An 8,761-nucleotide genomic window follows, 5' to 3' on the forward strand; every position below is an offset into this window, starting at 1 on the left:
CACGGCAGCGCCGGCCGGGCCCACGGCAGCTCCGGCCGGGCCGGCGTCAGCGCCGCCCGCGGGCCTCTCGGTAGATCTCGACGAGTGAGTCCGTGGAGGAGTCGAAGGCGGGCTCGGGATGGGTGTCGGCCGTGAGGGCGGAGAGCAGCTCGCCGGCCTGCGCCTTGCCCAGCTCCACGCCCCACTGGTCGAACGCGTTGATGCCGAGGATCGCCGCCTGGGTGAACACGATGTGCTCGTACAGCGCGATGAGCTGGCCCACGACGCTGGGGGAGAGGGACGGCGCGAGGATCGTGGTCGAGGGCCGGTTCCCGGGCATGACCTTGTGCGGGGCGAGGGCGGGATCGACGCCGTCGGCGAGGACCTCCTCCTCGGTCTTGCCGAACGCCAGCACCCGCGACTGGGCGAAGAGATTGGCCATGAGCATGTCGTGCATCGACACCGGCCCCGTCGCGCCGGAGACGTCGGCGTCCAGATCCGCGGCCGGACGCGCCACGCCGATGAAGTCGACGGGCACGAGCTGGGTGCCCTGGTGGAGCAGCTGGAAGAAGGCGTGCTGGCCGTTCGTACCGGGCTCTCCCCAGTAGACCTCGCCGGTCGGGTAGGTGACGTCCGAGCCGTCGAGACGCACCGACTTGCCGAGGGACTCCATGGTGAGCTGCTGCAGGTAGGCGGGGAACCGGTGGAGATCCTGGGCGTAGGGGATGACGGCCTTGGACTGGGCGCCGAGGAAGCAGGTGTACCAGATCCCCAGCAGGGCCATGAGGACCGGCGCGTTGTGCTCCGGCGCCTCGGTGGCGAAGTGCAGATCCATGGTGTGGAAGCCCTCGAGCATCTCGACGAACGCCGGCGGGCCCGCCGTGATCATCACCGACAGCCCGATCGCGGAGGACACCGAGTAGCGGCCGCCGACCCAGTCCCAGAAACCGAACATGTTGTCCGGGGCGATGCCGAACTCGGCGACCTCGTCCGCGGCGGTCGACACGGCGACGAAGTGAGAGGCGATCGCCTCCTCCGACCCCAGGGCCTCGATGAAGTGCCGCCGCGCCGCGTGCGCGTTGGCCATGGTCTCCTGCGTCGTGAACGTCTTGGAGGCGACCACGACCAGCGTGGTGGCCGGGTCGATCTCGGCGAGGGTGGCGGTGAGGTCCGCGGGGTCGACGTTCGAGACGTAGCGCGCGCGGATCCCGGCGGTCTGTAGCTCGCGTAGCGCGGCGTCCACCATCACCGGGCCGAGGTCCGAGCCGCCGATGCCGATGTTGACCACCGTGTCGATCCGCTCGCCCGTGTGCCCGGTCCACTCGCCCGAGCGGACGCGGTCGGCGAGATCGGTCATGCGCGCCAGGACCGCGTGGACGTCGGCCACCACGTCGGAGCCGTCGACGACGAGCTCGGCATCGGCCGGGAGCCTGAGCGCCGTGTGGAGGACGGGACGGTCCTCGGTCGTGTTGATGCGATCTCCCCGGAACATGGCCGCCCGCTGCGCCGGCAGCCTGGCGGCGTGGGCCAGTTCGGTGAGGGCGCGCAGGATCTCGTCGGTGACCAGGTGCTTGGACAGGTCCACGTGCAGGTCGCCCGCCGTGACCGACATCCGGCGGCCGCGTTCGGGATCGGCGTCGAACAACTCGCGCAACGTCACCTCGCCGATCGAGGGGACCAGGCCCTCGACCGCTGCCCACTGTTCCGTCGTGCTGATGTCGGTCATGGCTGCGAGATTAGCCGGGAATACGAACGCGCCGCCGACTGTTCAGAGGATGTGACCCGTGTAACTCCACCCGTCCCGCAGGCCGAGCGACTGGTCGCACTCGGCGTGCCGGAGATCGCCGGGATCAGTGCCGATCAGCTGCGGGACCACGCCCGCGCGTTGGCCGCCGGACCCGGTGACGGGCGGATCGGTGGCGGAGCCGTGCTGGCCGTCCACCCCTCACTCCTGTCGGCCGCGCGACTGGCGGCACTCATGCGCCGCGACGGGAAGGCGGGCTTCGTCGTCGTCGACATGACCGACCTCGCCGACTTCACACCCACCGACGACATCACCCTCCCCGACGCGCCGCTCTACCTCCTCGACGACGTCACGCGCGGTGACGACATGCTGGACTGGACCCCCACCGACGCGCACGCGGCTCTGACCGCCCGCGGACGCACTCCGCTGACCGTCTCCGAGGGGATCAGCTGGGTACTGCAGCAGCCCGACGCGCTCGAGCCGGGTAAGTGCTTCATGTGTATCGGCTCGCGCAAACCCAAGCCGACCGGCGGGCTGGACTCCCGCACGCCCGCGCTGTGGATCAGCGGCGGCACCGGCCGCGACGGCAAGGAGAACAAGGGCGCGCCCAAGGTGGGGTGGTGCTGGGCGGGCAACCACCACACCTGGCTGGGCTCGCGTCGACGTCCGGCAGGCGGGGGCCGGTTCAGTAGCCCAGCCGGCCGCGGCCCAGGCGCAGGAGCATCCCGGCGAGCGTCTGACCCTCCTCGCCGAGGGACGCGAAGCGCTCGTAGACCTTGAGCTCGCGCGTGTGCACGAGCTTGGTGCCGCCCGACTGCATACGCGTGCGGCCGATGCGGCGGGAGATCTCGCTACGGCGGGTGATGGCGTCCAGGATCTCGGCGTCCAGACGGTCGATCTCCAGCCGCAGTTCCTGGATCTCGGCCTCGGACAGCGGATCGTCGGTGCCGGCGGGGTCGGTGCTCATGAAGCGAATTATCCCACTGCACCCCGGAGCGACCGAACAACCGTCTAGTGTTTGCGCCCGTGGAAGAATTCAACACGTTTCTCGCCGACATCGGATCGGTGATCTGGGGGCCGTTCGTCCTCATCCCGCTGCTGCTCGGCACCGGCTTGTTCCTCACCGTCCGACTGCGGGCGTTGCAGTTCCGCAAGCTCGGCCCCGCACTGCGGCTCGGCCTGCTCAAGCGGCACGACAGCGGCGGCGAGGGCGACATCTCGCAGTACCAGGCGCTCACCACGGCGCTGGCGGCCACGGTCGGCGTCGGCAACATCGTCGGCGTCGCCACCGCCATCGCGCTCGGCGGGCCGGGGGCGCTGTTCTGGATGTGGATCACCGCGCTAGTTGGCATGGCGTCCAAGTACTCCGAGGCGTTCCTGGGCGTGCGGTTCCGCGTCACCGACGCCCGCGGCGAGCAGTCCGGCGGCCCGCAGTACTACCTGCACCGAGGATTCGCCGAGATCTTCGGCCGATCAGGCGCCAGGGTCGGCCTGGTCATGTCGATCGTGTTCGCGGTGTTCGCCGTCCTGGCCAGCTTCGGCATCGGCAACATGACCCAGGGCAACGCCGTGGCGACCCAGTTGGAGAACTCGTTCGACGTCTCGCCGGTGACCACCGGCATCGTCCTCTTCGTCCTCACGGGCGCCGTGCTCCTCGGCGGCATCAAGGCCATCGGGCGGGTCACCGCCGGGTTCGTGCCGCTCATGATCCTGCTCTACATCATCGGCGGGCTCGTGGTGCTGGTCGTCAACGCCGATCAGATCCCGGCGGCGTTCGGCCTGGTCTTCTCCGACGCCTTCACCGGTACCGCGGCCGTCGGCGGCTTCGCGGGCTCCGCGATCCTGTACGCCATCCAGATGGGCGTCGCGCGCGGCATCTTCTCCAACGAGTCCGGCATGGGCTCGGCGGCGATCGCGGCCGCGGCAGCGCGGACCACCCACCCCACCCGGCAGGGTCTGGTCTCGATGACGCAGACGTTCATCGACACCATCATCGTCGTCACCTTCACCGGCCTGGTCCTGGTCACCACCGGCGTGTGGCAGGGAGGGGGTGACGTCGCGGGCACGATGACCGCCGACGCCTTCGCCTCCGCGATCCCCGAGGGCGACAAGCTCGTCGCGGTGTCCATCGCGTTCTTCGCCTTCTCCACCATCCTCGGCTGGTCGTACTACGGCGAGCGGTGCATGGAGCGGCTCGTGGGCGCGCGCGGCGTCATCCCGTACCGCATGGTCTTCACCTGCGTGGTGTTCATCGGCGCCGTCACCGAACTCAAGGTGGTGTGGAACTTCGCCGACGTGATGAACGGGCTCATGGCGATCCCCAACCTCATCGGCCTGCTCGTGCTGTCCGGGCTGATCGTCCGCGAGACGCGTCATTACCTGGACAACGACCCGTGTCTGGACGCCACCGCCTCGCAGGTCGATGAGTTCATGGGGGCCCGCACGCGCTGACCCCGGGCGGTGTCGGACCGGGTGGGTAGATTGGATCCCACGATGACCGACACCGCCTCCGCCCCCGCCCGCCAGCACTCGCCCCACTCGCCGCTGCTCGACGGGCTCAACCCCCAGCAGGCCGCCGCCGTCACCCACCGCGGCGGCCCGCTGCTGATCGTCGCGGGCGCCGGGTCGGGCAAGACCAGCGTGCTCACGAGGCGGATCGCCTACCTGCTGGCCGAGGGCGGCGCGCACCCGGGCCAGATCCTGGCCATCACGTTCACCAACAAGGCCGCCGCCGAGATGCGCGAGCGCGTCGCGGCGCTGGTCGGCCCGCACGCCGAGCGGATGTGGGTGGCCACCTTCCACTCGATCTGCGTGCGCATCCTCCGGGGCCAGTCGGCGCTGCTCGGGACCCGAAACTCGAACTTCACGATCTACGACTCGGACGACTCCCGGCGGCTGCTGGGGATGATCGCCAAGGAGCAGCAGCTCGAGGTCAAGAAGTTCACCCCGCGCATGCTCGCCTCGGCCATCTCCAACCACAAGAACGAACTGCGCGACCCGGCTGAGGCCATGGACCGGGCGCTCGAGGACTCGGATCGCACCGCGCAGACCGTGGCGGCCGTGTTCACCGAGTACCAGGCGCGGCTGCAGTCGGCCAACGCGTTCGACTTCGACGACCTCATCGGCGAGACCGTCGCCCTGTTGCGCGCGCACCCCGAGGTGGCCGCGTACTACCGCCGCCGGTTCCGTCACGTCATGGTGGACGAGTACCAGGACACCAACCACGCGCAGTACGTCCTGGTCCGCACCCTCGTGGGCGGCACAGCGGGGGACGACGACGAGGTGGGCGTGCCCCCGGCCGAACTCTGTGTGGTGGGTGACGCGGATCAGTCGATCTACGCGTTCCGCGGGGCCACGATCCGCAACATCGAGGACTTCGAGCACGACTACCCGGACGCCCGTTCCATCCTGTTGGAGCAGAACTACCGCTCCACGCAGACCATCCTGTCGGCCGCCAACGCCGTGATCGCGCGGAACGCCGGGCGGCGCGAGAAGAACCTGTGGACCGCCGAGGGCGCCGGCGAGCTGCTGGTGGGGTATGTCGCGGACAACGAGCACGACGAGGCGCGGTTCATCGCCGGCGAGATCGACCGGCTGGTGGACTCGGGCGAGGCGTCCTACTCCGACGTCGCGGTGTTCTACCGGACCAACAACTCGTCCCGCGTGATCGAGGACGTGTTCGTCCGCCTGGGCCTGCCCTACAAGGTCGTGGGCGGGACCCGGTTCTACGAGCGCAAGGAGGTGCGCGACGTGGTCGCCTACCTCAAGGTGCTGAACAACCCGGACGACGCGGTGGCGATCCGGCGCATCCTCAACACACCGAGGCGGGGCATCGGCGACCGGGCCGAGGCGTGCGTGGTGGTCCACGCGGAGCAGCGCGGCATCGGCTTCGCGCAGGCCCTGCGCGACGCGGCGGAGGGGAAGGTCTCGCTGCTGCCGACGCGTTCGGTCAAGGCGATCGCCGGATTCGTCGAGATGCTCGACGACCTGCGCGGGCGCCTCGACGGCGACGATCACGCCGGCGGGCACGACTCCGCGCCCGACGTGGGCGCGCTCGTGGAGGCGGTGCTCGAGCGCACCGGCTACCGCGCCCAGCTGGAGGCGTCCAACGATCCGCAGGACGCGGCGCGTCTCGACAACCTCAATGAGCTGGTGGGCGTGGGCCGGGAGTTCTCGTCGGAGGCCGCGCTGCAGCGCTCTGCGCGCGAGCAGGGCTTCGTCGAGGAGGCCGACGCGGACGCCGACCTGGACGAGGGTCTGGCCGAGCCGGGATCGCTGGCGGCGTTCCTCGAGCGCGTGTCGCTGGTGGCCGACGCGGACGAGATCCCCGACGACGCCCAGGGGCAGGTCACGCTCATGACCCTGCACACCGCCAAGGGCCTGGAGTTCCCGGTGGTGTTCCTCATCGGCATGGAGGACGGACTCTTCCCGCACATGCGGGCGCTGGGCGATCCCGCGGAGCTGTCGGAGGAGCGGCGGCTGGCCTACGTGGGCATCACCCGCGCCCGGCGGCGGCTGTACCTGACGCGGGCGATGATGCGCTCGTCATGGGGCCAGCCCATGACCAACCCGGGGTCGCGGTTCCTGGAGGAGATCCCCTCCGAGGCGATCGAGTGGCAGCGCGAGGAGCCGGCCGGCGGCGCCGGGTTCGGGGATGACGACTCGTACGCCCCGCGGCGGCGCTTCGGCGGCGGCTCCGGTGGCTACGGCTCAGGTGAATACAGCTCCGGCGGATACAGTTCCGGCGGCGGCTCCGGTGGGCGGTCGCCCGGGATCCCGCGCGCGAAGCCGTCAGCTCCCGCGCTGGAGTTGGCGCCGGGCGACCGGGTCACGCACGACAAGTACGGCCTCGGCAAGGTGCTCTCCTGCGACGGCAGCGGGCCGCGCGCCACGGCGACCATCGACTTCGGCGCCTCCGGGAAGGTGCGGCTCATGCTCATCGGGGGCGTACCCATGCAGAAGCTCTGACACTCGCAGGAGCACTGACCCCCGCAGGAGCACTGACCCCCGCAGAAGCACTGACTCGGAAGGGGCCGAGCGCCGCGGTGGGCTACGCGGATGCGTCCGCCCACTCCGCCCGGAACACCTCGTGGGGGATGCTGTCGGACCACGGGCCGCGGTAGGGCCGGTCGCCGGGCGTCGCCGCGACCAGATACGGCCGGGTGCGGAAGGTCGTGAACCGGTGGTGGGGGGAGCAGATCGCGGAGGACGTCGGCGGCCTCCGCGATGTCCGCCCGGTTGCCGCCAGAGCGCACCCACTCCGCCGTCTGGGCAGCGGTCTCGAGTGGGGTGTCCAGCAGGCTGGAGCCGGACAGCTTGAGTTACCACCGGCCGTCCGGGTACGGGCGCGGGGCCATGACGATCCCTCCGTAGAGGCGCTCACCGTCGCGGTACTTCAAGAGCGTCATGGTCGGCAGTAGCCCGCCCAGGTCCCCTCGTGGCCTTCGGGTGAGGCGGGTTCTCCGGGGCCGATGATCGCGACGTCGACGCCCTGCTCCGCGAGGTAGCGACCGGTCGCGGCGCCGATCGGGCCGGCGCCGACCACCACGAGGTCATGATGATTCGTGTCCACGTGAGCGGGTTCCCCTCCCGGAGCGCCGGAGACCCGTCCGGGTCGAGCATGTCATGTGGGTGCTCGTAAAAACGCAGGGTGTGTCGATAAGCGTGTGTAGACTCTCTTATCACTCGAGCGGGGGCGGAGGTGCGGCCGGGTGGACACCGAGAACGGACGGGTGCGGGTACGCGCAGGTGGGCGCAGCGAGAAGGTGCGTCAGGCCGTGGGGGAGGCGACGCTCGGCTTTCTGGCCGAGGGGCGACTGACCTTCAGCATCGTCGACGTCGCGGCGCGGGCGGGGGTGGGTCGGCGGACGGTCTACAGGTGGTGGCCGACTCGTCACGATCTGCTCGTCGAGGCCCTGCGGACCCATGTGCGGCGGGCCCCGGTCGTCGAGGCCGCCGGCTCGTGGGAGGAGAACCTCCGGGCGCTCGCGCACCGGCTCGCGGAGTTCGCCGCAGGGCCGGTCGAGGTGGCGATCGCCGCGATCATGGCGGGCGGCCAACATCCGGAGTTCAACCAGGCGGTGCTGGATCAGTGGCGGCCGGCGATGGAGTCATGGCACCGACTGGTGCACGTCGCCGCGGAGAGGGGCGAGGTCGCGGAGGGGCTCGACCCACGCACGGTGGTCGACACACTCCTTATGCCGATCGTCTTCACGCCCCTGGCGATGCGCCGTCCGATGGACACGTCCGAGGTGGACGCGCTGGTCGACCTACTGCTCACCGGAACACGCGCCCGGTAGTGCGGTAGCGGCCGGGCAGCGGGGCGGGTGCGCTCAGCTGCCGAGCGAGCCGTGGGCGTGGTCGTGCGAGCCGGCGAGGCTACCCATCGCCAGGTCGAGGCCGTGCTGTGCCAGCCACACGACCGGGTCGACGTAGTCCTTGCCGCCGTTGACCAGCACTTCGAAGTGCAGGTGGGTGCCGGTTGAGAACCCGAGGTTGCCCATGCCGGCGATCTTCTGGCCGGCGTACACGCGCTGGCCTTCCTGGACGTCGAGGGTCTCCATGTGGCCGTAGACCGTCATCGTGCCGTCGTCCGACATGATGCGGATCCAGTTGCCGAAGCCCTGAGCGGGCCCGGCGTCGATCACCACGCCGTCGGTCGCCGCGAGAATCGGCGTTCCGTTGACGTTGGCGATGTCGATGCCGTTGTGCATCGCCCCCCAGCGCATCGCGTACGGCGAGGTGAACGCACCGAACGCGGGGAGGGAGATCTTCGGACGTCGGGCCTGCTCCTCGGCGATCTCGCGCTGGGCGTTGATCTCTGTGCCGGCGTAGAGCATGGCCGACTGGATGTTCTCGGTGCCGGTGTCCCCGACGGAGGCGGGGACCACCACGGGCTCCGGCGCCGACGGGGTCGCCGGTGCTGAGGTCCCGGGCGTCGCGGGGCTCGCGGTGGCGGGGGCCGGCTCGCCGTTGGCCAGCAGGGCGATGTCGCCGGCCTCCGCCGAGTGGGTGCCGGTAGCGTTGAGCGCGGAGCCC

At 70.5% G+C, this 8,761-nt stretch carries 8 protein-coding genes; 4 read left to right on the forward strand and 4 right to left on the reverse strand.

Going from position 1 to position 8,761, the window contains the following annotated elements:
- Window positions 1-46: 46 nt before the first annotated feature.
- On the reverse strand, window positions 47-1,705 hold the full coding sequence (gene pgi / locus G6030_RS13770; RefSeq protein ID WP_182643513.1) for a glucose-6-phosphate isomerase: 1,659 nt from the start codon (window positions 1,703-1,705) through the stop codon (window positions 47-49).
- Between the two features lie 51 nt (window positions 1,706-1,756).
- On the opposite strand from pgi, the gene G6030_RS13775 reads away from it, so the two are divergent.
- The gene (locus G6030_RS13775; protein WP_347238668.1) at window positions 1,757-2,503 is read left to right on the forward strand and encodes a DUF5701 family protein; all 747 of its coding nucleotides are present in this window, start codon (window positions 1,757-1,759) and stop codon (window positions 2,501-2,503) included.
- On the opposite strand, the gene G6030_RS13780 is transcribed toward G6030_RS13775, so the two are convergent.
- On the reverse strand, window positions 2,409-2,690 hold the full coding sequence (locus G6030_RS13780; protein ID WP_061229061.1) for a chorismate mutase: 282 nt from the start codon (window positions 2,688-2,690) through the stop codon (window positions 2,409-2,411). The two genes, G6030_RS13775 and G6030_RS13780, sit on opposite strands and share 95 nt — an antisense overlap.
- 59 nt (window positions 2,691-2,749) lie before the next feature.
- On the opposite strand from G6030_RS13780, the gene G6030_RS13785 reads away from it, so the two are divergent.
- On the forward strand, window positions 2,750-4,174 hold the full coding sequence (locus G6030_RS13785) for an amino acid carrier protein (RefSeq protein WP_182643514.1): 1,425 nt from the start codon (window positions 2,750-2,752) through the stop codon (window positions 4,172-4,174).
- Window positions 4,175-4,216: 42 nt separating this feature from the next.
- A complete protein-coding gene (locus G6030_RS13790; RefSeq protein WP_182643515.1) occupies window positions 4,217-6,691 on the forward strand; it encodes a UvrD-helicase domain-containing protein in 2,475 nt (824 codons plus the stop codon).
- Window positions 6,692-7,127: 436 nt separating this feature from the next.
- Here G6030_RS13790 and G6030_RS16620 read toward each other — a convergent pair whose 3' ends face one another.
- Window positions 7,128-7,295: an FAD-dependent oxidoreductase gene (locus tag G6030_RS16620; RefSeq protein WP_206680914.1), complete on the reverse strand. Its 168-nt coding sequence runs from the start codon at window positions 7,293-7,295 to the stop codon at window positions 7,128-7,130.
- A gap of 139 nt (window positions 7,296-7,434) precedes the next feature.
- Here G6030_RS16620 and G6030_RS13800 point away from each other — a divergent pair, with 139 nt between their 5' ends.
- Window positions 7,435-8,022 carry a TetR/AcrR family transcriptional regulator C-terminal ligand-binding domain-containing protein gene (locus G6030_RS13800; RefSeq protein ID WP_182643516.1) on the forward strand — a complete coding sequence of 196 codons (588 nt, stop codon included), beginning with the start codon at window positions 7,435-7,437 and terminating at the stop codon, window positions 8,020-8,022.
- Between the two features lie 33 nt (window positions 8,023-8,055).
- Here the strand turns inward: G6030_RS13800 and G6030_RS13805 are convergent.
- Window positions 8,056-8,761: M23 family metallopeptidase (locus G6030_RS13805; protein WP_347238669.1), on the reverse strand; the 706-nt coding region annotated here is incomplete at its 5' end.

It is taken from the genome of Dietzia sp. E1, from assembly GCF_014145015.1.
GTDB lineage: Bacteria > Actinomycetota > Actinomycetes > Mycobacteriales > Mycobacteriaceae > Dietzia > Dietzia cinnamea_A.

Excerpts from the sequence above, each read along its gene's own strand:
- G6030_RS13790 (WP_182643515.1), top strand. The coding sequence starts at position 4,217 with ATGACCGACACCGCCTCCGCCCCCGCCCGCCAGCACTCGCCCCACTCG.
- pgi (WP_182643513.1), bottom strand. The coding sequence starts at position 1,705 with ATGACCGACATCAGCACGACGGAACAGTGGGCAGCGGTCGAGGGCCTG.
- G6030_RS13780 (WP_061229061.1), bottom strand. The coding sequence starts at position 2,690 with ATGAGCACCGACCCCGCCGGCACCGACGATCCGCTGTCCGAGGCCGAG.